General features: G+C 48.3%; 22 protein-coding genes. 19 read left to right on the forward strand and 3 right to left on the reverse strand.

Going from position 1 to position 24,275, the window contains the following annotated elements; all coding sequences use genetic code 11:
- Window positions 1-50 precede the first annotated feature (50 nt).
- Window positions 51-554 (forward strand): ferritin, encoded by a 504-nt coding sequence (locus ACTJKB_RS21000; RefSeq protein ID WP_440836305.1) that lies wholly within the window; start codon window positions 51-53, stop codon window positions 552-554.
- A 12-nt stretch (window positions 555-566) separates the two neighbouring features.
- On the opposite strand, the gene ACTJKB_RS21005 is transcribed toward ACTJKB_RS21000, so the two are convergent.
- Window positions 567-1,922 carry an outer membrane protein assembly factor BamB family protein gene (locus ACTJKB_RS21005; RefSeq protein ID WP_440836306.1) on the reverse strand — a complete coding sequence of 452 codons (1,356 nt, stop codon included), beginning with the start codon at window positions 1,920-1,922 and terminating at the stop codon, window positions 567-569.
- A 357-nt stretch (window positions 1,923-2,279) separates the two neighbouring features.
- On the opposite strand from ACTJKB_RS21005, the gene ACTJKB_RS21010 reads away from it, so the two are divergent.
- Both ACTJKB_RS21010 and ACTJKB_RS21015 read left to right on the forward strand, forming a co-directional pair.
- Window positions 2,280-3,143: a cation diffusion facilitator family transporter gene (locus ACTJKB_RS21010; protein WP_440836307.1), complete on the forward strand. Its 864-nt coding sequence runs from the start codon at window positions 2,280-2,282 to the stop codon at window positions 3,141-3,143.
- Between the two features lie 88 nt (window positions 3,144-3,231).
- A complete protein-coding gene (locus tag ACTJKB_RS21015) occupies window positions 3,232-3,633 on the forward strand; it encodes a VOC family protein (protein ID WP_440836308.1) in 402 nt (133 codons plus the stop codon).
- A 74-nt stretch (window positions 3,634-3,707) separates the two neighbouring features.
- Here ACTJKB_RS21015 and ACTJKB_RS21020 read toward each other — a convergent pair whose 3' ends face one another.
- Window positions 3,708-4,079 (reverse strand): iron chaperone, encoded by a 372-nt coding sequence (locus ACTJKB_RS21020; RefSeq protein ID WP_440836309.1) that lies wholly within the window; start codon window positions 4,077-4,079, stop codon window positions 3,708-3,710.
- Between the two features lie 255 nt (window positions 4,080-4,334).
- Here ACTJKB_RS21020 and ACTJKB_RS21025 point away from each other — a divergent pair, with 255 nt between their 5' ends.
- From ACTJKB_RS21025 to ACTJKB_RS21090, 14 genes are all read left to right on the forward strand, one after another.
- A complete protein-coding gene (locus tag ACTJKB_RS21025) occupies window positions 4,335-5,240 on the forward strand; it encodes an NUDIX hydrolase (protein ID WP_440836310.1) in 906 nt (301 codons plus the stop codon).
- 32 nt (window positions 5,241-5,272) lie between these two features.
- Window positions 5,273-5,749 (forward strand): NADAR family protein, encoded by a 477-nt coding sequence (locus ACTJKB_RS21030; RefSeq protein WP_440836311.1) that lies wholly within the window; start codon window positions 5,273-5,275, stop codon window positions 5,747-5,749.
- A 42-nt stretch (window positions 5,750-5,791) separates the two neighbouring features.
- Window positions 5,792-6,655 carry a TIGR02452 family protein gene (locus tag ACTJKB_RS21035; RefSeq protein ID WP_440836312.1) on the forward strand — a complete coding sequence of 288 codons (864 nt, stop codon included), beginning with the start codon at window positions 5,792-5,794 and terminating at the stop codon, window positions 6,653-6,655.
- A gap of 392 nt (window positions 6,656-7,047) precedes the next feature.
- On the forward strand, window positions 7,048-7,461 hold the full coding sequence (locus ACTJKB_RS21040; protein WP_440836313.1) for a bacteriohemerythrin: 414 nt from the start codon (window positions 7,048-7,050) through the stop codon (window positions 7,459-7,461).
- Between the two features lie 164 nt (window positions 7,462-7,625).
- Window positions 7,626-8,819 carry a metallophosphoesterase gene (locus ACTJKB_RS21045; protein WP_440836314.1) on the forward strand — a complete coding sequence of 398 codons (1,194 nt, stop codon included), beginning with the start codon at window positions 7,626-7,628 and terminating at the stop codon, window positions 8,817-8,819.
- 131 nt (window positions 8,820-8,950) lie between these two features.
- Window positions 8,951-9,427, forward strand: coding sequence for a MarR family winged helix-turn-helix transcriptional regulator (locus ACTJKB_RS21050; RefSeq protein WP_440836315.1), 477 nt, complete (start codon window positions 8,951-8,953; stop codon window positions 9,425-9,427).
- Between the two features lie 173 nt (window positions 9,428-9,600).
- Window positions 9,601-10,428 (forward strand): SDR family oxidoreductase, encoded by an 828-nt coding sequence (locus ACTJKB_RS21055; protein ID WP_440836316.1) that lies wholly within the window; start codon window positions 9,601-9,603, stop codon window positions 10,426-10,428.
- 90 nt (window positions 10,429-10,518) lie between these two features.
- Window positions 10,519-11,196: a response regulator transcription factor gene (locus ACTJKB_RS21060; protein WP_440836317.1), complete on the forward strand. Its 678-nt coding sequence runs from the start codon at window positions 10,519-10,521 to the stop codon at window positions 11,194-11,196.
- Window positions 11,193-12,569 carry a sensor histidine kinase gene (locus ACTJKB_RS21065; RefSeq protein ID WP_440836318.1) on the forward strand — a complete coding sequence of 459 codons (1,377 nt, stop codon included), beginning with the start codon at window positions 11,193-11,195 and terminating at the stop codon, window positions 12,567-12,569. The genes ACTJKB_RS21060 and ACTJKB_RS21065 overlap by 4 nt, the downstream gene beginning before the upstream one ends.
- Window positions 12,570-12,638: 69 nt before the next feature.
- Entirely contained in the window at window positions 12,639-13,757 is a 1,119-nt protein-coding gene (locus ACTJKB_RS21070) for an ABC transporter permease (RefSeq protein WP_440836319.1), read from the forward strand.
- On the forward strand, window positions 13,754-14,440 hold the full coding sequence (locus tag ACTJKB_RS21075; protein WP_440836320.1) for an ABC transporter ATP-binding protein: 687 nt from the start codon (window positions 13,754-13,756) through the stop codon (window positions 14,438-14,440). Before ACTJKB_RS21070 ends, ACTJKB_RS21075 begins: the two co-directional genes overlap by 4 nt.
- A 116-nt stretch (window positions 14,441-14,556) precedes the next feature.
- Window positions 14,557-14,817: a hypothetical protein gene (locus ACTJKB_RS21080; RefSeq protein ID WP_440836321.1), complete on the forward strand. Its 261-nt coding sequence runs from the start codon at window positions 14,557-14,559 to the stop codon at window positions 14,815-14,817.
- Between the two features lie 156 nt (window positions 14,818-14,973).
- Window positions 14,974-15,432 carry a RidA family protein gene (locus ACTJKB_RS21085; RefSeq protein WP_440836322.1) on the forward strand — a complete coding sequence of 153 codons (459 nt, stop codon included), beginning with the start codon at window positions 14,974-14,976 and terminating at the stop codon, window positions 15,430-15,432.
- A gap of 335 nt (window positions 15,433-15,767) precedes the next feature.
- Window positions 15,768-16,475, forward strand: coding sequence for a DNA alkylation repair protein (locus tag ACTJKB_RS21090; protein WP_440836323.1), 708 nt, complete (start codon window positions 15,768-15,770; stop codon window positions 16,473-16,475).
- A gap of 264 nt (window positions 16,476-16,739) precedes the next feature.
- On the opposite strand, the gene ACTJKB_RS21095 is transcribed toward ACTJKB_RS21090, so the two are convergent.
- Complete coding sequence (locus tag ACTJKB_RS21095) at window positions 16,740-16,919, reverse strand: hypothetical protein (protein WP_440836324.1); 180 nt, start codon at window positions 16,917-16,919, stop codon at window positions 16,740-16,742.
- A 247-nt stretch (window positions 16,920-17,166) separates the two neighbouring features.
- Here ACTJKB_RS21095 and ACTJKB_RS21100 point away from each other — a divergent pair, with 247 nt between their 5' ends.
- A complete protein-coding gene (locus tag ACTJKB_RS21100; protein ID WP_440836325.1) occupies window positions 17,167-18,396 on the forward strand; it encodes an ATP-binding protein in 1,230 nt (409 codons plus the stop codon).
- Between the two features lie 14 nt (window positions 18,397-18,410).
- Window positions 18,411-24,101, forward strand: a complete 5,691-nt coding sequence (locus ACTJKB_RS21105; RefSeq protein ID WP_440836326.1) for a HAMP domain-containing protein — start codon at window positions 18,411-18,413, stop codon at window positions 24,099-24,101.
- The last annotated feature ends 174 nt before the right edge of the window (window positions 24,102-24,275 follow it).

A 24,275-nucleotide genomic window follows, 5' to 3' on the forward strand; every position in this document is an offset into this window, starting at 1 on the left:
AAGCTTAACTACTTTGCACACAAAATTTTTAGGATGAGGTGAATTTGATCATGAAAGAAGAATTGGTAAATGCGCTAAATGAACAAATGAATTTTGAGTTTTATTCTGCACATGTGTACCTCGCGATGGCTGCATATTGCTCCGGTGAAAGTCTCGACGGCTTCGCTAATTTTTTCCTGATCCAGGCGGAAGAAGAACGGTTCCATGCAATGAAAATCTACAAATTCCTGAATGACCGTGACTTCCGGGCCACACTGGCTGCTCTTCCCGAGCCGAAAAATGAGTATACATCCATGCTGGACGCATTTGAGCATGCATTCGCCCATGAACAGCAGAACACCTCTAGATTCTATCATTTGGCTGACTTGGCGCTTGATGAACGTGAACATGCGACCATCTATTTCCTGAAATGGTTCATCGATGAGCAGGTGGAAGAAGAGGCATTATTCAGTAATATTATCGCCAAGCTGAAGCGGATTGAAACCGACAGCAATGCCTTCTACATGCTGGATGCCGAGTTCGCAGGACGCACCTTCACAGCACCGGCTGAATAAGAAACTGCGTAGCTATTGAATCGCAGCAGGCAGCTTGACACCCAGCATCTTCCCTCCGCTGCGGACAATAAGGATATTCCCTGTTTTGAGTGAAGGCTGGAATTCACGGGAAGCGGTTTTGACAGTGAACAACGGCTTCTGGCTGATGAGATCATAAGCATGAAATAATCCGTCGGATTGTCCTGTATACATGGTCCGGCCGAAGATATCCATTTGTACCGAGGGATTTTCCCCCTGCTTCGTGCTGATCACTTGTCCATTTGCGAGCTTCATGGTAATCAGTCTGTTGTCGCTGTAATTGTAATACATCAGACGATCCTGTATCACCTTGTACAGTGGGAATACATTGTCGGAAAGCGGCTGGTTCCATTGCTTCAGAGGTTTCCCATTCTCTGTATAGTTCCAGAAGTTATACTGGGCAACCTTTTGCCCTTGCATAACATACAGGTTGCTGCCATTCAGAAACGCTGAACCATACACCCCTCCGGACCGGAATCCCCCGTCTGGAGGGGTGTTGTTGTCTGTCCAGCGGTAATTGCGTTCGCCTTTGAGCTGACCGGTCTGCAGGTTGAATATAGATACCAGAACTTTACGGTTCACCGGGTCTTCATCCAGCATTTCCAGTGATTTGATGGAATAGACCAGACCATCGCGGATGGTCAACGGAATGCTCTGGCGATATTGCTCCCATAACTTCTTACCCGTCTTTGAGTCATAAGCTATGATCGACGGGAAGGTTAAGACTCCAGCACTGGTATAGAGGCGGATCAGCACTCCATCCACTTCTGTCAGGTCTGTATAGCCCTCATAATTGCTGTTCTCGGCAGTTTTCCATTTGAGCTTCCCGGTGGAAGCATCCACAGCCGCAAGCTGTCTGCCTTGAGTCACATAAATCGTGTCTCCCAGAGGATGTATGCTGGATGCGTTAGAAAAAGACAAAGCAGTATTCCATACTTTCCGTCCTGACTCTGCTACGGCGTATAACGTGCCGGCTTGCGTTACTCCATAAATGATTCCTTTGCTGTAGGTGTACAGCGGCGCCAGGGCGCTGCCGTATTCCCAGAGCTTTTTACCTGTAGCTGCGTTCAGCGCAGCTAATGTGAAGTTCTTCTGGAGCGCAAAAACCTTGCCGTTCTCTGCGAGAGCAGTAATAGATTGGGCCGGGAGACTGCTCTGAATGGTGGCCGTGGAGAAAGACCACAACGGCTTAAGAACTGGGGCTGTGACTAGAGTATAAAAAGGATTTCCGATACTGACCTCTGCCTTCTCAGCCGAAGCGGCTGGGAGGAGGACTCCGGCATACAGGGGCAATGCTACACTAATTCCGGCGAGTACTGAAGTGATTTGTTTAAGCTTAAGTCTGTTCATTTTATCAATGCTCCTTTTGTGCTAGAAGTAGACTCCATTTCTATTGGAACTGAACCTTACTACCTTTAGACTGGAAAAATAGAAAAAAGTTACAGTTATATATGCTGAACTTAGGAATACTAGCCGGCTTGCTTGACGAAACCCTTGCGAATCTAGGCATTTGCCAATACGGCAAGTTATTCTTGAGTTCTGAAGTTGAATAAGGGCAAACATTGTTGCATGCGGCAAAACACTTCCGGTCTGCCAACTCTATTTGGCTGGGCGAACACTTGCGCGGCCCGGCAACACTGTTTCTCTAGACCCACCCGGTTATCAGCGTGTAGTATAGAACGATACGATTCTTTGGAGGTTCTTTGCTTGGAAAACTATAGTGATATCAAACAAAGTGAAAAAGGGGCCTGGCTGAGTCTTTTTGCATATATCCTGCTATCTGCCATCAAGCTATTTATTGGTACAGCTTCAAGCTCTCAGGCACTTCTTGCCGACGGTTTGAACAACAGCACGGATATTATTGCCTCGCTGGCCATTCTGGCAGGGCTTAAGATTTCCAGGCGGCCCCCGGATTCTAATCACAGCTATGGACATTTCAGAGCGGAAACCGTGGCTGCACTGGTCGCTTCTTTCATAATGATCGCTGTAGGGCTTCAAGTCCTGTATCAAGGTGTGAACAAATTCATTCAGCCCGCACTCGAGACACCGGATCTTGTATCCGCATGGACGGCAGCAGGCTGCGCTATAGTAATGTTCGCTGTTTACATGTACAACATCAGACTTGCCCGCAGACTGAACAGCAATGCCATGCTTGCCGTTGCCAAGGATAACCGGTCGGATGCTCTTGTAAGTATTGGCGCTTTTATCGGGATTGTCGGCTCGCAATTCGGCCTGCCTTGGCTGGATCCGTTGACTGCTACTATTGTCGGGGTCTTGATCTGCAAGACGGCCTGGGATATCTTCCGCAAGACAACACATGATCTTACCGACGGTTTTGATGCCAATGAACTTGAGTTGATGAAACAGACGGTTGCCAAGATAGAAGGGGTAGAATCCATCAAGGATATCAAGGCCAGAATCCATGGGAATAATGTGCTGGTGGATACGACAGTGCTGGTTGACTCCAACTTAAATGTAGTCCAGAGCCATGATATTACGGAGGAAATTGAGGATCAGCTGAAGGACCTTCATCAGGTCGCTAATGTTCTGGTACATATAGAACCCATGTAACTGAAGCTCTTCTGTGACGTGGAACTTCAAGTAGTTCGACGCCACCGATTTGTAGTATGCTTAACTCAAACTGGAGGTGGGCTATAGCATGAAGAAGGTAAACCTGGAAGGCCTTACATTACTCGCTGATGACGTTGCCCGATTGGCACGGTTCTATCATGAAGTCCTGGGATTTGCAATCGTTGTAGAAGAGGCGCATTACGTAGAATTCAGCAATTCAGGAGTCCGATTAGCAATTTGTTCCAAATCTCTTATGGCGGAGAACACCAACGATCATTTTTCCTTCAGAGAACAACGAAGCGGACAAGCCGCCGAGCTTAATTTCCAATGTGATTCACCGGATGAAGTTTATACTTTGTACGATGAATTCATTTCAAAAGGAGCCATTGACATCATGACGCCGCAAGTCAAGTCTTGGGGCCATACTACTGCATTCTTTGCCGATCCCGAAGGGAATATTCATTCCTTATTTGCGATAAATCCTGCGTAAGCTGAAGATCGAGAAGCAAGAATAGCGAGAGGCGTAACCAGATTGGGGGTTACGCCTCTTCGCTATGATCATTTTTATGGCCGCCAAAAGGTTGAACAGTCTGCTTTATCCAAAATATTAAAGTCAATTAATGTCTCGAGTAATGAGAAATCAACCGGTTTATCCCACTGAATACGCACCAGCTGCTGGGTGTGATTATAGCCAGCCTGCACAATTGTATCGGAAAAATGATTAATCACTGCCTTTTCAGGAGCAACGGCCAAATGATGTTTGGCGATGCTGAAGCCAATAATAAAGGTGCCGTGATCGGTAAACATAGGCTGATTCCACGCAATCTTTGGCACTAAATTCGGGAATTTCTTAATGACCCAAGTCAAAACCTCTTCCGTTCGGGCCCGATGCTGCGGGTTAGCAATATTCGCTAAATACTCTGCAAATACTTCCATGTTGTTCCCTCCTAAAATTTATATCATGTCATTCTGAGAAATTCCTCAAATCCTGTATGCAGACTAAGTATATCGGTGAAACGCCCGGCTTGCCAGAACCGCGGCTTCACCGGATTGTGTTCATTGTACTTTTCTTTAAGATAAACGCTTGACTTTACTAACGGGATTGGGTATATAATAACACTTAGATAATAACACTTAGATAATATCTAATAAGCTCACATAGTCTCAATTCTAAACAAAAGGAGTATCCACATGCCCAAAGAACCGGTCACTGACCGCAATGGCTTAACCGAGGAACAATTTTTGCAGGGCTATGATGCCGGGATGTATGAGCGCCCGTCCGTAACAGTCGATATGCTGATCTTTACCGTAATGGAGCAGGAGCAGGATAACTACCGCAAGCTCTCCGAAAAATCACTTCAGCTGCTGCTGATTCAGCGCGGCGAACACCCGTACCTGGGCCAATGGGCACTGCCAGGAGGGTTCGTCTCTGTTGAGGAGAGTATTGAGGATGCAGCCCGCCGGGAGCTGTACAGTGAGACAAATATCGATAATGTCTATATGGAGCAGCTGTTTACCTGGGGGGATGTGAATCGTGATCCGCGCTTGCGCGTCATCAGCAGCTCATACATGGCACTCGTTGACCGGACTACGCTAGATGTGCAGGCAGGAGATGATGCTGACGACGCGGGTTGGTTTGAAGTCACATACGATGTTATGGAGTCTAGCCGTAAAGAGCTTGCAGGTGGCTATGAACAGGAAGAACGGATTCGTATTACCCTGCAGAAAGGGGATATTGTCTTAACCGGTGAGGTTATCATTACCGAAACTGCGCATGGACATGTCCGGCGTGTGCAGAGGGAGATTGCAGAAAATCATGGCCTTGCCTTCGATCATCTGAAGATGATCCAGTATGCGATTGAACGCCTTAGGGGGAAGGTGGAATACACTGATATTATTTTCAATCTGATGCCCCCCTTGTTTACACTATCCGAGCTTCAACGGGTCTACGAAATTATACTTGGCAGAGAACTGCTGGCACCCGCCTTCCGACGTAAAATGGCCGACCGTGTGACCGAAACCGAGGAGTTCACCAAAGATGCCGGTCATCGGCCTTCGAAGCTGTACCGGTACAGAGTGGACCGTGATGCAAATTAAATATTGAGTAAATACAGAATGGAGAGTTACAAATGGAGACTTTTACTTACTTTTACCGCAGCGGTTCGCCGTTCTCACAGTGGTATCCTTGCAATTTCACTGTAGATGAGATGAGCTTCAACTGCGCAGAACAATACATGATGTACGGCAAGGCGCTTTTATTCAAGGATGAAGGCACGGCCAGACAGATATTACGCGCAAGAACACCCAGGGAACAAAAGGAGCTGGGACGTAAAGTGAGCGGCTTCAATGACAGCGAATGGAATGCTCACTGCAAAGACATTGTCTACCAGGGGAACAGGGAGAAATTCCTGCAGAATGAAGAGCTACTGCAGCTATTGCTGAATACAAAGGGAACAACACTGGTTGAAGCTAGTCCGACAGACCGCATTTGGGGTGTGGGCTTGGCCGAGGACGACCACCGAATCCGCAGCAGAAGAACCTGGAGGGGCACCAATTGGCTGGGAGAAGTACTTACGCAGCTTCGGGATGACCTGTTACAGGAATAACCAACCCCGGTACTACTCCGGGATAAGGAGTGAACATATAGGATGAACAACCTGAATTCGAGGAATAAAAGAGCAGCAATTGCGCAAGAAACTCTGGATATATTGGAAAAAGAAAATTATGTTAACCGGACGGGCCGGCTTGTTGACATTGCAGAAGGTGTTAGAGCAGCCATCTTAAATACCCGGCTATATGCACCGGAGGAGCTGCCACAGCTTAATGAGACAATGGTGGAACACATGAAGGAAGGTGCCAGGCAGACCGCGAAGCTGGCAGTCACCAGCGAGTCCACTTTGGCTGCTGCCTATCGATTAGTTGTAAAAGAGGGCCATGACCAGACGGTATGCCTGAACTTTGCTTCTGCCAAGAACCCGGGAGGCGGCTTCCTGGGAGGAAGCCAGGCGCAAGAGGAAAGTTTAGCCCGTGCTTCTGCACTTTATCTGTCCATCGCCCCCAAAAATGAAATGTACCAATACAACCGCGGCCGTAAGACCTGTCTGTATTCCCATTACATGATTCATTCTCCACTGGTACCTGTCATCCGTGACAGCCAGGATCAGCTGCTGGACGAACCGTACCTGGTGTCGTTCATTACCGCGCCAGCAGTGAACGCGGGAGTCGTCCGTGAGCGGGAGGCTCAGGAGATTGGAATGATCCCAACCGTTATGCTGGAGCGCATCCGCTATATTCTGACTGTGGCCGCTGAAAATGGACACAAGACTATCGTGCTCGGAGCCTTTGGCTGCGGAGTTTTCCGGAATAATCCGAGTGAGGTGGCGGAATGGTTCAGACAGGTGCTGCTGGATGAAGGCTATCAAAGCCTGTTTGACCAGATCGTATTTGCTGTGTTGGATCACTCTCCGAATCACGGTGTGCTTGGCGCTTTTCAGACAACCTTCAATGTGTAAATAAAGTGTATACAATAATGATTAATAAACCGAGCATTATGAACCAGGCGGCTGGATGATGGGGATTGAGACCCCAGCCAATACCTGAGCTTTTGCGGATAAACAAAGGACGATCCGGTTTCTTTTCTGACCACTTACCCAACATAATAACCCTTCTTTCAGCTTAAGCATTGGCATCTGTCAATGCTTTTTACCAGTTTACTCTTTCATAGGCATGAATGTAAGTACTGTATATGCTGTATGGCGACTTTATCTCTTATTTGATCCAGGGATTCATTCGATATTTGTTACATTGTGTCGTGTGATGTTATTAACAGAACTTTTATGCTGAAAAGTAGAAAATAAAATAGGTTTTTCATTATGTAAAATATGGTAAAAGGTAGGGTGAGTCAATGATTAACTGGAAAGATTCATATGACATCGGAGTGGAGAAGATTGACTGCCAGCACCGACAGTTGCTTGTGAAGCTGAATGAATTTTTTGATGCCTGTACGAACCAGCAGGGCAAAGAGAAGATTGAAGAAACCCTGAAATTTCTCAAGGACTATACGCTTGAGCATTTCAGTGATGAAGAGAAATTAATGCAGGATATTGAATTCCCGGAATTGACCGAGCACCGCAAGACCCATGCCGAGTTTGTCCAGACTGTGCTGGACCTTGAAGAGAGCATTAAGACCAAGGGTGTTTCTGTGCTTTCGACCATCAAGCTGAACCGCACATTAACCGACTGGCTGCTCAATCATATCAACAAATGCGATAAACTGATTGGTCAATGCATGGCCAGCAAAGGGAATCAAGCGATATAGATTACAGCGTGTATATTACATATTGAAGATGAAGATGCCGCAGGGCATTTTCTTTTTTTTGGCCTTTATTTTCATTGCCGGAGCAGAGTTTATACTACTCGAATGCTTTGTGTTATCATTTGAATTAGTGATTCAGATAAACTGCAAGGCAAGGGAGTGGAATGATGAAAATATTGCGTATGCTCGCTTCGGGTCTGGTCATGCTGCTTGTGCTGGGACTTGTAAATTTCTACATTGGGCTGCATCTATGGGTTCTGCTGGTAAAATGGATGCCGGGGATTCACGCAGGGGTATTTTGGCCGCTGTTTCTGCTTATTGCTTTTGCTTATATGATTGGAATGGTTCCTTGGCCTAAAGCTGTGAAGCCGGTTGCCCGGCTGTTCAAAGTGATTGGTTCCTATTATCTCGCCTGCATGGAATTTGCCATTATTGTGCTGCCGCTTACGGATTTGCTCTACTGGGTGCTTGGTCTGATGGGGGTCGAGCGTGCAGCGTTTACTTCGGAGGCGGGTACAACACTGGTTCTCCTGCTGGCTGTCTTCCTAATCTGGGGTTCGCGCAATGCCTGGAGTACAGTTGTGCGAAATCACCCGATCCCAATTGATAAGTCAAACGGAACCCGTGCACCACTGACCATTGCGGTCGCATCCGATCTCCATCTGGGCAACATTGTCGGCAACCGTCATCTGCGCCGCATGGTGGCAGAGATCAACCGGATGCAGCCGGACCTGATTCTGCTCGCAGGGGATGTGCTTGATGACAGTATTGAGCCGTTTATCCGCAACGGGATGAGTGAAGAGATCAGAAAGCTCAAAGCGCGCCACGGCGTATACGCTGTGCTGGGCAATCACGAATATTATGGAGGTTCCATTAAACAATACACAGAGCTGATGGACAGTATCGGGATCAAAGTCCTGCAGGACGATGTAGTAGACACCGCTGGTCTGTATATTGTGGGGCGTAAAGATAAAACCGCCGAGTCTATGGAGGCCGGTGGCCGTAAAAGCGTGGAATCCTTGCTGGAAGGACTTGATCTGTCCCGACCGGTGATTATGATGGATCATCAGCCCACCGGATTTGATATCGCCGCCAAGGCGGGTGTGGACGTATTACTCTCGGGACATACGCACCGGGGTCAAATTGCTCCGAACCACTGGATTACCAGACGGTTATTTGAACTGGACTGGGGCTATCTGCGAAAAGATAAGCTGCATGTGATTGTTTCCTCCGGTTACGGAACATGGGGACCACCCATCCGTTTGGCCAGCCGTTCCGAGCTGATCAAACTTGAGGTTAGACTGGAGGGCAGCAAGCGCTACAGTGAAGAGCCGGTTCACGGAAATCCTGTTCTGATATAATAAAAGATAAGCCCCTGCCTCTCGTATTTTGAGGTGTGGGGGCTTATTTTGTTTTGACTTTTACAGCAGCATCCGTTATGTTAAAAACAGAAATAGTTAAGCCATTAACTAAATGGAGCTGAACAGAAAATATGGACGATCTGCAAGAAGGGAATTTACCGCAAGAGGTACTTCAGGAATATGTGCTGAACCTCCCGTTGCCGAATGAAGCTTTTTTTACATTGGTTGAAGCGACCGCAGGTCTGGTGGCTGTGTCTGAGAAGTACTGGCAGTCTAAGGGATTAAATGGTGCAAGAATCCGTGTACTCGTGGAGATTGCCAAGCAAGGCGGAACGGTGCTCCCTTCGGTGCTTGCCGGGAAAATCGGTGTAACCAAGGCCAATATCAGCCTTTTGTTGACCCCGCTGGAACGGGATGGCTATATCACCAGGACTGAGCATGCCCAGGATGGACGCAAGTCAGTGATTTCACTTACGGATGCCGGCCGTATTCTATTAGCAGAACAGCTTCCCGGTAACCGCGAGGCCGTTGCTGGAAGGATGAGCCGTCTGAACGGAGAGGAACTGCGCCAGTTAACAAAGCTGCTGCAAAAACTGAACCGGCCATGACAGCATGTAGTCAATAAGACACGAAGCTGCATGAACGGTGAAACAGAATTTTGTGGCAAGCTGTAGGCTGAATCGGTACATTCTCGGGATGTCCATCCGTCCCATGCTTCGCCTATATAGTTAATAGCTTAACTATTGTTTCGAAATACATTAGGCCCATTTGAGGAGGATGAATGAAAATGACCATTCTGATTACCGGAGCTACAGGGCAACTTGGCAGCCAGATTATAGAAAACCTGCTATCCCGCCACTCAGCCAGTAACTTCGTTGCGGGGGTACGGAATTTGGATGCAGCCGCGCAATTAACCGGTCGTGGGGTGGAAGTCCGGTGTTTTGATTACGATCGGCCGGAAACACTACAGAATGCTTTGGCCGGAGTGTCCAAGCTGTTGTTAATCTCCAGCTCACATACGGATGATGCTGTAAGGCTGGCAGGGCACAAGAATGTAATCGATGCGGCCAAGACAGCCGGAGTTGCACATATTCTCTACACCAGCTTCGCTTTTCCGCAGGCAGGTCATAAGCATCCAGGCAATGTTCATGCGCTTACTGAACAAGCGATATTGGAGTCGGGGATGGAGTATACCATTTTACGCAACGGGTTGTACATTGATTTCGTAGGAGTGCTCGGATTGAATGAAGCGATCCGCAGCGGTTCGCTGCGGACCCGTCCCGGTGATTGGCGGTTCAATGCTGTAACACGAGGCGACCTAGCACGGGCAACGGCAAATGTTCTTACCGGAACCGGACATGAGCATCGGGTATATGAGCTGGCTGCACCGCAGACCTGGTCTTTTGACGATCTGGCAGAGGTGCTTACTGAGATTGCCGGCAAGCCTGTAACTCATACTGAAGATATGTCTATACAGCACTGGATTTATCATTTTCTTAGCAGTATCGACACCACATCTACCTCAGAGGATCTGGAACACCTAATGGGCCAGCCAGCCGCTTCACTAAAGGAGAGCATTATACCATTTTTAAATTCGAGAGATCTGTAAAATATGGTCCTCCCGCCGCCAAAGTTGTCTAAACTCCTTAATGTTGCTACTATGATGACAGCAAAAGGGAATATCCGGGGAGTGATTGAGTTGAAGAAAATAGTAGTGGCCGATGATGATATGAATATCCGCACCCTATTGCGGCATGTACTGACGAGGGAAGGGTATCAGGTGCTGGAAGCTGCCGACGGCCGCGAGGCGATGGGTCTGATGAAGAAGAGTACAGTAGATCTGGCCGTGGTCGATGTGATGATGCCCTATATGGACGGGCTTGAGTTGTGTGAGTACATCCGGGAGACCTACGATATTCCGGTTATCCTGCTTACCGCGCGCCAGCAGCTCAGCGACAAGGAGCAGGGATATTTGCACGGGACCGATGATTATGTGACAAAGCCGTTTGAACCGGAAGAGCTTTTGTTCCGCATCAAAGCGCTGTTCCGCCGCTACTCCGTGGCTGCAAGCGACAAGATCCGCCTGAACTCATTGGTGATTGACCGCAAGAACTATGAGATTAGTGATGGAAATGATGTGCTTTTACTGCCGGTGAAGGAGTTCGAGCTGCTGGCTCAGCTTGCGCAGTATCCCGGGCGGCTCTTCTCGCGCAGCGAGCTGATCGAGCTGGTATGGGGCGCGGATTACGAGGGGGATGAGCGGACGGTGGATGTGCATATCAAACGCCTGCGCGACCGATTCAGCGGATACAAGAATGACTTCACCATCCGCACGGTCCGCGGCATCGGCTACAAAGTGGAAATGGTGAATCTATGAAATCCCTGTATGTAAGAATGAGTATATTGTTCTGCTCGGTGATTGTGATCAGCAGTGTGCTGGGATTTCTCATGTCCAACGCTTATTATCAGGTCAAAATCAAACCGCAGAACGATGCCAAGCTGACCAAAATGGCCATTGGACTGCAGTCCTTTATAGAAGATCATCCGGATGCTGTGGAGGAATATCTGCTCAGTACGGCCTCCTTGGGATACAAGATGTATCTCTCAAACGATCAAGGAGATGAACGGTTTTATGGTCTGCCTTTCCGTAAAAATGATCTGAAGGAAGGCGAGCTGCAAAAAGTGCTGGCCGGAGGCATCTACCATGGTGTGGCTGACTTTCCCAGTCAAATGTTCGTTACAGGCTTTTTTGATAATCAGCTCAGTAATTCGATAGGCGTTCCCATACATATTCACGGCCAGACCTATGCGCTGTTTATGCGTCCGGATGCCGAAGTGCAGTTTGGCGAGCTTCGGATCTTTTTTGCCGTGCTGATTGCGGTTACGATTCTGTTCAGCCTCTGGTTTGTTCTGATTACTGTCTTTCATGTGGTTAGGCCGATCACCCGGTTGACGGAAGCTACGAAAAAAATCTCCAAGGGCAGATATGACATCAAGCTCTATACGGCACGGCGCGATGAAATCGGCCAGCTGGCATCCCACTTCATGGTCATGAGCCGGGAACTGGAGCGGACGAACCGGTCACGGCAGGAATTTGTCGCCAACGTTTCGCATGAGATCGAGTCGCCATTGACCTCTATCCAGGGGTTCGCCCATGCTCTTAAGGATGCTACGCTCCCGGATGAGCAGCGGATAGAGTACCTGTCCATCATTGATGAGGAGAGCCGGAGGCTGTCGATGCTAAGCAAGCAGCTGCTTACCTTGTCATCGCTCGATTATGACGGGAATGCGCTGGACAAGAGGAGCATAGATCTCCGGGCGCAACTGCGCCAGGTTCTACAGATTATGGAATGGCGGCTGACGGAGAAGGAGCTCGCAGTACGGCTTCATGTGCCGGACATCACCCTTCAGGGCGATTCCAATCTGCTCTATCAGGTATGGATGAATCTGTTGTCCAATGCGGTAAAATATACGCAAGCCGGCGGGTCGATCTCGATTTCGGCGGAAGTCTCTGACCACAGCTGCGTCATAAGCTTTGCGGATAATGGCGAAGGCATTCCGGAGGATCAGCTTCCGATGATATTTGACCGCTTTTATAAAGTGGACCGCGCGCGTACCCGTGACAGTAACAGTACCGGACTTGGATTATCCATTGTGCGTAAAATCATCGATGTACACGGAGGGACCATCGAGGCAGAGAGCCATCCCGGGCAAGGAACGACTTTTACGGTAACGCTGCCGCTTCTGTAATTTTCTATTCATACTCCGTTCATTTTCATCTTCTAAACTGTGGTTATACAGATTAGAAGGAGTGGTTACATGTTTTTGGCATTGAGGGAGATGAGGCACTCCAAAGCACGCTACAGCCTCATTATGGTCATTATGCTCCTGGTCTCATTTCTGGTCTTGTTCGTAACCGGGTTGGCGCGGGGGCTTGCTTATGCCAATATATCCGCTGTGGAGAATATGCCTGCGAACTATTTTGTTGTTCAAAAGGACGCTGACCATACCTTCAGACGTTCTCAATTGAGCGAGACAGAGCTTGCTGCCGCACGTTCGATTGCCGGGGAGCTGAATGCTTCTCCACTGGCGGTGCAGATGAGCACAATTACCTCAGATAAGGCAGATATCAAAGCGGACATTACTTTTTTTGCCATAGATATGGATGGCATGCTGGCGCCCAAAGTGGCCCAAGGGAGCACCATCACCAATGAAACTCAAGGCAGTGTCCTTGCAGATTCGAAGCTTGAAGATTCGGGGGTAACGATCGGCAGTTCAATTAAGGATCAGGCGACCGGGTTGGATTTTAAGGTGGCGGGTTTTGTGAAAAACAACTCCTACAGCCATACGCCTGTTGTTTATATCAATAATCTGGATTGGCAGGCCATGAGGCAGGGAGCCGGTCAGAGCAGCAAGGATGCACAATCCGTTCTTTATAATGTCGTGGCGCTCCAGGCAACCTCCAGTCAGGCTTCTGACATCATGAACAAGCTGGACAATGTGGAAGTCATTACGCAAAAACAGGCGATTGCCAGTATTCCCGGCTACTCTGCCGAACAAAACTCACTACTGATGATGATCGTGTTCCTGTTCGTCATTGCTGCATTTGTTCTTGCTGTTTTCTTCTATGTCATCACGATCCAGAAGACCAGCCAGTTCGGCATCCTGAAGGCGATGGGCACCAAGATGTCCTACTTGGCCTGGAGCGTGGTCGGTCAGGTAATGATTCTCTCGGTAGCCAGCCTTGCGGTCAGTCTGCTGCTGACCTTTGGCATGAATATGGGCCTGCCCGATTCCATGCCGTTCCAGCTCGAAGGCAAAACGATCCTTCTCACCTGTGTGCTGTTCGTCGGGATGTCACTGCTGGGCTCGCTGATCTCAGTAGCCAGAGTGGCCAGAGTAGATGCTTTGGAAGCGATAGGGAGGACTGGAGCATGACTAGTGCCAAGTTAATGATGAAGCAAGTGACGCAAACCTACGGTGACGGTGATGGAGCCATGACCGTTCTGAATCACCTTGACCTTACGGTGAACGAGAGTGAATTTGTGGCTGTGCTGGGACCTTCCGGCTCGGGCAAAAGTACCTTCCTCTCCGCAGCCGGTGCGCTGTTAACTCCGACCAGCGGTGAAATCTTTATTGATGGAGAGCCGCTGGGGAACAAGGATAAACGCGAGCTGACCGAGCTTCGTTTGCAAAAGATCGGTTTTATGTTCCAGAGTGCGCAGCTGCTGCCCTATCTGAAAGTAGAGGAACAACTGCTGTATGTGGCTAAACTGGCGAAGCTCAGTACAAGGGAAGCCAAGGAGCGTTCAGCCTACCTATTGAAGCGGCTGGAGATTTGGGAGCGCCGGAATCATTATCCCGAGAAGCTCTCCGGCGGCGAGAAGCAGCGTGTGGCGATTGCCAGAGCCTGGATGAACAAGCCGGCGATTCTGTTCGCGGATGAGCCGACAGCCAGCCTCGATTTCAGCCGTGGCCGCGAGGTGGTACGGATGATCGCAGACGAGGTGAAGAACGAAGGCAAAGCCGCGGTCATGGTGACCCATGACGAGCGTATGCTGGAATGGTGCGACCGGGTGTATCATTTGCAGGATGGCGTACTGGCCCAGCAGGGGCAGTAAGGTTCCGGATTGTCACCAAGCAATGACAGACTGTAGACTGGGAAAATAAAGTATTAGACTGACAATGCTACATTTAAGCTAATTAGCAGGATAGTTCAGAAAAGGCGTGAACAGTAATGGAAAGTGTAATTAATGAAATCATATCCCCAAGCGGGGTCTATAAAGCGCAGATAATTAAACGCTCTAAGGATGGTTTATTTACATCACAGGTCTTCAAATGGATTGAACATGATGAAGAAATAAGCGAGATAATAGGGGAGAAGGGTTTTTGGGGAGTTCTCTACTCTACAAATTCATTAACAGATACAGTGGAAAGCTGTATGAAAGTTACTATCGAGAATTTAACTAATGCTTCAGCAGAGAAGATCATTATATAACGGGAAACGTTAGCGCAGAAAACACATCATGAGGCCGCCGCAGACCACCTCGGGCGACCTCATTACGAACGGGCAGGATAGTTAAGAACAGATTGTTGATCCTTTCCTGATAGGGTAGTATAATTCTTCCAAATCTGATGAGTGAGGAGATTGAAAATGACTGAACAAACAGTAGCCAGTAGAATAGCAACATTAGGAATCGTACTCCCCAATGCAAGCGAACCAGCAGCTAAGTACGCAAACTTCATAAAAGTAAACGGGTTATTGTTCGTTTCAGGCAAGGGACCTACTGGAACACCTAAAGGTAAGTTAGGTCAGGATTATACAACCGCAGAAGGTTATCAGTTTGCACGACAAACGGGGATTGAAATTTTGGCTGTACTAAAAACTGCTTTAGATACTCTGGATAAAGTGAAACGAGTGGTTAAAATTCAGGGTTTTGTTAATGCGGACGCTAATTTTGAAGAACATCATAAAGTGTTAAATGGTTGTTCTGATCTTATGCTTGATGTTTTCGGAGAAAAAGGTGTCCATGCACGTTCAGTCTTTGGAGCTGTTTCGGTTAGAGACAATCTTCCAATCATAATTGATTCAATATTTGAGGTTGAGGAGTAGAGGAGTTTTTTACGCTAACGGGATACGTTAGTTCAACGACAACAGCAGCAGTCTAAGACTTTATTTATCAAGTCTGGATTCGCTGCTGCTTTTATTTATGGATCAGTCTAAAACTTATTTTTCAAAAGCTAAAGATTCTTTAATTCAAAAACCGCGTTGAATCAATGACTCCAGTCTAATACTTTATTTTCACCGAACAGCGGGTAGATGTCTTCTTTTTTGTCTGAAGGGATACGTAGCTTGCAGCAGGGAAACCCATACAGTACACTTTCTTTATCCAGTACGATCTAAGATCACTTGAGATGAGTATTCTGAAAAAAAGGAAGTGCTAAGTAATGGATGCAGAGATGGTTATGAAGGAACTTGAAGCACTCGGCAAGGAACGGACCAAGAAAATATACTGCTCAAATGGAGCGCAGGAACCGCTTTTTGGCGTGGCTACCGGCGCGATGAAGCCTATTTTCAAGAAAACCAAAATCAATCAGCCTCTGGCTGAGCAGCTTTATGCCACAGGAAATTACGATGCGATGTATTTTGCAGGCATTATTGCCGACCCCAATGCCATGACGGAAGCCGACTATGAACGGTGGATGGATGCGGCTTATTTTTATATGTTGTCTGATTATGTAGTTGCAGTAACCTTGGCAGAAGCGGATATTGCTCAAGAAGTTGCCGATAAATGGATCGCGAGCGGGGAAGAGCTTAGAATGTCAGCGGGCTGGAGTTGTTATTGCTGGCTGCTCGGCAACCGGCCGGACGATGAATTTGCCAACAGCAAAATTGCCGGTATGCTTGAGCGCGTGGAAAATACGATTCATGATTCTCCGGAACGCACCAAATATGCGATGAACAACTTTTTATACACAGTGGCGGTATCCTATTCCCCTCTCCATGATAAGGCGTCCGAGACCGCAAAGACTGTAGGCCAGGTAGAAGTCAATAAGGATAAGGCAAACAGCAAGTTTCTTCACGCTTACGAAAATATTCAAAAGGCAGTCGATAAAGGTAGGGTTGGTTTTAAACGCAAACATGTAAGATGTTGAGCGGTGACAAGCGTTAATAACTCCATCAGAGTCTTTCGACTATGTGGAATTCTACGTTTATCGTACCTTGACTGGTAACCTGCAGCAACGCTAAGAATGATATCTCTAACTTAACGAAGCCTGACTCACTAATTGGTGAATGTCAGGCTTTTTAATAAGTAATCGCTTGAGAATTGCCTTTCAAAATAATCAGGGAACTGAATCCGATGGCCGATGAAATCGTAATGGCTTTATGCATATATGAGGAAGCCACTCGAATTAGGCTCATGCGCTCTGGGTTGGTTTCTTGCGTATGCTAGTAAGTTCAAAAGCCTCTTTAGGAATTCCCATTTCATGAGCCTTCTTCTTTTTAATCACCATAGCCTGTTGTAGGCTTGTGGCTTGAAATTCAATTGTGGTGCCAAGCGGCTCCTGAAATGCATAGTAACTTTTTTTATTGGACATTACTTGTGCCTCCTCACGTATTCTCGATTAATTTTGCCAAAGGGCATAAGTATATTATCTTGGCTGTTTCCCGGATAGGGCATATCACCTGAATAGTGTGCGTCTCATCTCAAAGAACTATGCGCGAAAGACATCCAGGCTTGGATTCAATAATCTGAGTTTCACCTTTTAAAGATACGGGTATATAACCTATGTTTTTGAAATATAAACGAGAAGAAATTCCACAAGTTGGAAGGTGAGGGAACTCATGAATTTTCCAGTTAACATCCTGCTCGTAGACGATCACCCGGAAAACCTGATTGCCATTGAGGCGATTCTCAGCGGAGAACCCTATCGTTTGGTTCGCGCATATTCCGGGATGGAAGCTTTGCGGTGTTTATTGGAAGAGGAATTTGCTGTTATTGTCATGGATGTGCACATGCCGGAAATGGACGGGTTTGAGACGGCCAGTATCATCCGTACCCGGGAGAAAAACAAATACGTGCCTATCATTTTTATGACGGCCACCAGTAATACAATGGAGCATATCATCGCCAGCTATTCCGTCGGCGCAGTGGATTATATGACGAAACCCGTTATTCCGCAAATTTTCAAATCCAAAATTGAGGGTTACGTCAGCATGTATGAAGCTAACAAGACCCTTCAGATACAAAGTGAAATGTTGCAGAAACAAACGAGACAGATGGAAAAAACCAATCAGGCGCTTAGTAAGGCTAAGGAAGCTGCGGAAATCGCCTCCCGTGTGAAATCGGAATTTCTAGCCATGATGAGCCATGAAATCCGGACTCCACTGAATGGAATCATTGGCATGTCGGATCTGCTTCAGGCCTGCGATTTGCCGGAAGAATACGCTGAGATGGCAGGGATTATCCACAAAAGCGGCAATGCACTGCTCTCTGTCATTAACCATATCCTCGATTTTTCCAAAATCGAATCTGGAAAGATAGAGCTGGAGGAGGCACCCTTTTCCCTTCAGCACTGCCTGAATGAAACCATCGATTTGTTTACGGCTCAAACCAGAGAACGGAATCTGGAAATGATGTTGATGGTTGATCCATTAGTGCCATCTTGCATAAAAGGGGATATGAACCGCCTGCGTCAGGTGCTGAATAATCTTGTAGGCAATGCAGTAAAGTTTACACCTGAAGGCAGTGTATACATAATGGTTAACAAGCTCGCGGAGACGGCGAGTTCGCTTACACTTGAGTTTATGATCAAAGATACCGGGATCGGTATCCCTCCGGATAAAATAAACGAACTGTTTCAGCCATTCTCCCAGCTCGACGCCTCAACCACACGGAAGTTCGGAGGCACGGGGCTTGGATTATCGATCAGCAAATCCCTGGTCGAGCTAATGGGCGGATCGATTTGGGTAGAACCGTCGAATGGACCTGGTGCAACGTTCATTTTTACGATTGAAGTCAAACCGTACCTCTCAAAAATATATGACTCAAAAGGAGCAGGCTACCGTATATGAAGGATCAAAACCAAATGAACGAAAAAAACGATGATCAAATTGACGCCGGTGAACTGCTCAACGCCTTAATGGCAATGAAGAAAGGCAACTTCTCCTATAGAATGCCCTATGACCGCACGGGTATAGCCGGTAAGGTAGCGGATACGTTTAACGAGATCATGGATATTCAGGAAGGTCTAGTCTATGAAGTTCAGACCGTAGCCAAGGTTGTTGGTAAAGAAGGCAATCTGTCGAGAAGATTTGTGCTGAAAAATCTGGGTGGATCTTGGGAAACGATCACCGATTCGCTCAATGGACTGGTCATTGATTTGATTCAACCGACGAGCGAGATGGTTCGGGTGATTAACGCCGTGGCCAAAGGCGATCTGTCCCAGAAGGTGGAACTGGAAATCGAAGGAAGACCGCTCACCGGGGAATTCCAGAGAACGGCAAGCAACATTAATATGATGGTAAATCAGCTCAGCACCTTTGCCTCCGAGGTTACTCGTGTGGCGCGTGAGGTTGGTACGGAGGGGATTTTAGGCGGGCAGGCAGACGTCAAAGGTGTTTCGGGGACCTGGAAAGATCTTACGGATAGCGTGAATTACATGGCCACGAACCTCACAGATCAAGTTCGTAATATCGCGGCAGTAACAACGGCCGTGGCCAATGGGGATCTGTCGAAGCAAATCACGGTAAATGCAAGGGGAGAGATCCTCGAACTGAAAAATACGATCAACACCATGGTGGACCAGCTCTCCATGTTCTCTTCGGAGGTTACTCGTGTAGCGCGAGAGGTCGGCACGGAAGGCAAGCTCGGCGGGCAGGCTGACGTTAAAGATGTATCCGGGACCTGGCGGGATTTAACCGAAAGCGTAAATTACATGGCGTCCAATCTGACCAACCAAGTGCGCAACATCGCGGTGGTTACAACAGCGGTTGCAAATGGCGACCTGTCAAAGAAGATAACTGCGGATGTACAAGGCGAAATTCTGGAGCTCAAGAACACCATCAATACAATGGTGGATCAGTTGTCGACCTTTGCTTCCGAGGTGACCCGGATGGCGCGCGAAGTCGGTACGGAAGGGATACTCGGCGGGCAGGCGGATGTTAAGGGCGTATCCGGGACCTGGCGGGATTTAACCGAAAGTGTAAACTACATGGCGTCTAACCTGACCAACCAGGTGCGTAACATCGCAGAAGTAACAACCGCAGTTGCTAAGGGCGACTTATCCAAAACGATTACCGTTGATGCGAAAGGCGAGATTCTCCAATTGAAAAGCACCATCAACATCATGGTGGATCAGCTTAGCAACTTCGCCTCAGAGGTTACACGGGTGGCGCGCGAGGTATCTACGGAAGGGATTCTGGGCGGTCAAGCGGATGTTAAAGGGGTATCCGGCACCTGGAAGGATTTAACGGATAGTGTTAACTTTATGGCCGGTACGTTGACCGATCAGGTGCGTAATATCGCCGAAGTGACCACAGCGGTTGCAAAAGGCGACCTGTCCAAGCAGATCACGGTGAATGCCACGGGCGAAATTCTTGAGCTTAAAAACACCATTAACACGATGGTGGAGCAGCTCTCTACCTTTGCTTCCGAGGTTACGCGGGTGGCACGGGAGGTAGGTACCGAGGGCATGCTGGGCGGACAAGCCCAAGTTAAAGGTGTTGCCGGGACCTGGCGTGATTTGACCGAGAGCGTAAACTATATGGCTTCGAACTTGACCAACCAAGTACGTAACATCGCCGTCGTGACGACGGCAGTGGCGAACGGCGATCTGTCCAAGAAAATCACGGCGGATGTGCAAGGCGAAATCTTAGAGCTCAAAAATACGATCAACACGATGGTGGATCAGCTCTCGATGTTCTCCTCCGAGGTTACGCGGGTGGCGCGCGAGGTTGGTACGGATGGGAAACTGGGCGGACAAGCTCAGGTTAAGGGGGTCGGCGGGACCTGGAAAGACTTGACCGAAGGCGTTAATAACATGGCCCGGAATCTGACGGACCAGGTGCGGAATATCGCGGACGTCACCACGGCGGTCGCGAAGGGGGACCTGTCCAAGAAAATAACCGTCGATGTAAAAGGTGAGATCCTGGAACTGAAGAATACGATCAACACGATGGTGGACCAGCTCTCGACCTTTGCCTCCGAGGTTACGCGAGTAGCCCGCGAGGTTGGCACCGATGGTAAACTGGGCGCGCAAGCAGAAGTTAAGGATGTCTCCGGTACATGGAAAGATTTGACTGATACCGTTAATTACATGGCCAGCAATCTAACTATTCAGATGCGTAACATTGCTGGTGTTACAACGGCGGTTGCGAACGGAGACCTGTCCAAGAAAATTACTGTAGACGTAAAAGGCGAACTATTGGAACTGAAGAATACGATCAACACGATGGTGGATCAACTGAATTCATTCGCCTCGGAGGTTACGCGTGTGGCGCGCGAGGTCGGTACGGACGGAAAACTGGGCGGACAGGCCCAGGTTCGCGGCGTCGGGGGGATCTGGAAAGACCTCACCGATAACGTTAATATTATGGCGACCAACCTGACGGATCAGGTGCGCGGAATCGCCAAGGTTGTGACCGCGGTAGCGAACGGCAACCTGAAACAAAAACTGACCGTGGAAGCCAAAGGCGAGATCGCTGAACTGACCGATACAATCAACAATATGATTGATACACTGGCGACCTTCGCCGACCAGGTGACCACCGTTGCACGGGAGGTAGGCGCCGAAGGGAAACTGGGCGGACAAGCAAGTGTGCCTGGAGCAGCCGGTACTTGGCGTGACCTGACTGACAACGTTAACTACATGGCGAGTACGCTGACCACTCAGGTACGTGCCATCACTAACGTCGCAACAGCGGTAACGAATGGCGATCTGTCACGTGCTATTGACGTATCTGCATCCGGAGAAGTCGCGACGCTCAAAGACAACATAAACGAAATGATCCGGAACCTGAAGGAAACGACCCGTATCAATACAGAGCAGGACTGGCTCAAAACCAATCTCGCCAAATTTTCACGGATGCTTCAAGGACAAAGAGATTTGTATGCGGTCAGCCGCATGATCCTGTCCGAGCTGGCTCCGCTCGTGTCTATGCAGCATGGTGTTTTCTATATCAATGAACCAGTCGATGGTGAACCGGTCCTAAAGCTGTTTGCCAGCTATGCTTATCAGAGCCGCAAACATTTAGCGAACGAATTCCGGGCTGGGCAAGGGTTGGTTGGCCAGTGCCTAATCGAGAAGCAGCGGATCCTTCTTACCAATGTGCCAGGTGATTACGTCGTGATATCGTCCGCTTTGGGAGAAGCTACACCTCTCAACATCATTTTGCTGCCGATCATTTTTGAAGATCAGGTGCTCGCGATTCTGGAACTCGCAACTTTTCGTCCTTACAGCGATATCGACATTGCATTCCTGGATCAGCTTACGGAATCCATCGGAATAGTGATTAACACCATGCAGGCGAACCAACGTACGGAGGAGCTGCTGATCCAGTCGCAGTCCCTTACCGAAGAACTCCAAAAGCAGCAGATGGAGCTGCGGAATACGAATGACGAACTTGAGGATAAAGCAAAGCTGCTCGTGCTGCAGAAAGCAGAAGTGGAGAGTAAAAACCATGAGGTTGAGGTGGCCAAACGTTACCTGGAGGAGAAAGCGGAACAGCTTGCTCTCACGTCCAAGTACAAATCCGAATTTTTGGCCAACATGTCGCATGAACTTCGTACCCCTCTGAATTCCTTACTGCTGCTCGCGGAACAGCTTGCCGAGAACCCGGATGACAATCTTCATGAGATTCAGGTGAAGTTCGCGAAGACCATTCAGGACTCCGGACTCGAATTGCTTAACCTTATTAATGATATTCTCGATCTGTCCAAAATCGAATCCGGTACCATAACACCAGATTATAGTGAAGTATCTTTGGCGGAACTGACAGACGGGCTGGACCGTACCTTTCGTCATATGGTGGATGCCAAGAAGCTCGACTACCGGATCAAACTGGATCCCGGTGTGCCGGCTAGTGTAATGACAGACTTCAAACGGCTTCAGCAAATTTTGAAAAACTTGCTCTCAAATGCCTTTAAGTTCACGGAACAAGGACAGATCATGCTTCAGATCCGGAAAGCGGGCGAGGGCTGGCACCCGGATAATGAATCGTTGAACCGTGCCAAAACGGTCATTTGCTTCTCCGTAAGCGACACAGGGATCGGCATCCCTCATGAAAAACAGCAGATCATTTTCGAAGCTTTCCAGCAGGCCGACGGCAGTACGAATCGGGAATACGGAGGAACAGGCTTGGGCCTTGCGATATCACGTGAGATTGCCGAGATGCTAGGCGGTGAAATCACCCTGTACAGTGAAGTGGGCAAGGGGAGCGTATTTAATCTGTACCTTCCAACGGAAGCGGAATTCACAGAACTGGAGCCGAAAAAGGCACATGTTCCAGAGGTGATCGATATCACCCCGCCGAAACGCAGAAGCAGCCTGGCTAAAGCAGAAGAAGACGCTTTGATGGATGACAGGGATGACATTGTGCCGGGAGACCGTGTATTCCTGATTATCGAGGACGACCAGAAGTTCAATGAAATCATTCTTGATCTTCTCCGCAAAAGAGGCATCAAAGCTGTCATTTCGGCCAGTGGCTATGATGCCCTCGAACTCGTTCATAAGTACCATCCGATCGCAATTACGCTGGACTTGCACCTTGGCGGGGATTCCAACGGTTGGCTCGTTCTGGAGCAGTTGAAGAACGATATCGATGTGCGGCATATTCCGATTTGCGTCATGACCGTTGATGAAGATGAGTTGCTCCTGCTGCAAAAGGGGGTTCACGATTACTTCCGTAAACCGGTGACGAACGAGGAACTGGAGAATGCCCTTGATCGTCTGAACCAATTTGCGGACCATAAGGGCCGTAACCTGCTGGTGGCCATTCATGATGAGCAAGAGCGCAAGCAAATCGTCGAATTGCTAAGCAATCAGGATCTCAAGCTCACGGCAGTGGACACAGGGCGCAAAGCTTTGAACCAGATCAACACCAAAGATTTCGACTGTGTAGTGCTGGACAATAACTTGCCGGATATGAATCTCATCCGTTTAGTCCGTGACATGTACAAGAACGCCAAAAACAAAAGGGTTCCCGTCGTAGCCCGCCTGAGCAAGAAGTTGACGGCAGAGGAGGAGAAGGAGTGGGATGAGCTCTTTAAAATGGCGGTTCTCAAAGAGGTGAAGTCGAATATCCAATTGATTGACGAAACGACACTCTTTTTGCACCTCAAAGCGGAGGAGCTGCCTTCCGGTTTAAAGGACAAACTGGTTAAACTATATAATTCCGATGAAATGATTGAGTATAAGAAAGTGCTTGTTGTGGATGATGATATCCGGAACATTTTTGCACTTACCTCCATTTTGGAACGCCATCATATGAAAGTCATTCCTGCAGAGAACGGCCAGGATGCTATCCATCTCCTGGAAGAGACACCTGACATCGAAATCGTGCTTATGGATATTATGATGCCGGGAATGGACGGTTACGAAACGACCCGCGCGATCCGGCAGAACGTGAAATTCAGGGACCTTCCTATTCTTGCACTCACGGCGAAAGCCATGAAGGGAGACCGGGAGCTGTGCCTTGAAGCAGGCTGCTCGGATTATATCACCAAACCGGTCAACAGCGCGCAGTTGTTATCTATGATGCGCACATGGTTAGACAAGTGAACCCTACTAAGTTCTAGAATCAAGTGGAAATGGCTTTGCCCTGCTTGGGTCAACCCTTTTATTTATTAGTCATGGACCAAAAACATAGAGCAGCGTCCTCCGATGACGAGGAGCGCTGCTCTATTGAATTTTATGCTTTTAAAATGGATGGTGGCCTGTCTCCGCTCGTAGAAA

The sequence above is a fragment of the Paenibacillus sp. 22594 genome (assembly GCF_052044425.1).
In the GTDB taxonomy this organism is placed as follows: domain Bacteria; phylum Bacillota; class Bacilli; order Paenibacillales; family Paenibacillaceae; genus Paenibacillus_AQ.